The organism is Campylobacter sp. US42a (assembly GCF_004379055.1).
GTDB classification, from domain to species: domain Bacteria; phylum Campylobacterota; class Campylobacteria; order Campylobacterales; family Campylobacteraceae; genus Campylobacter_D; species Campylobacter_D jejuni.
Window position 1 is genome coordinate 1 of sequence record NZ_RYYK01000022.1, and the last position, 326, is coordinate 326.

The window sequence follows — 326 nt, forward strand, 5'->3', positions numbered from 1 at the left end:
ATCCAAACAGGTTTAACTTCATTCTTTGATTTTATCAATCATAAAACAAAAAATGTTTCTACTATAGAAGTAAAAAGTAATGATGAATTTGGACAAATCTCAAATGCTATCAATGAAAATATCTTACAAACTAAAAAAGGTTTAGAACAAGACAATCAAGCTGTTAAAGAATCAGTTGAAACAGTATCAGTTGTAGAAAGTGGTAATTTAACAGCAAGAATTACTGCTAATCCAAGAAACCCACAACTTATTGAACTTAAAAATGTTCTAAATAAACTTCTTGATGTTTTACAAGCTAGAGTAGGTTCTGATATGAATGCTATTCA

General features: G+C 27.9%; 1 pseudogene. It reads left to right on the forward strand.

Features of this window, described 5'->3' with window-relative positions:
* Positions 1-326: pseudogene (locus ELQ10_RS08510) on the forward strand (methyl-accepting chemotaxis protein); the annotation flags it as partial.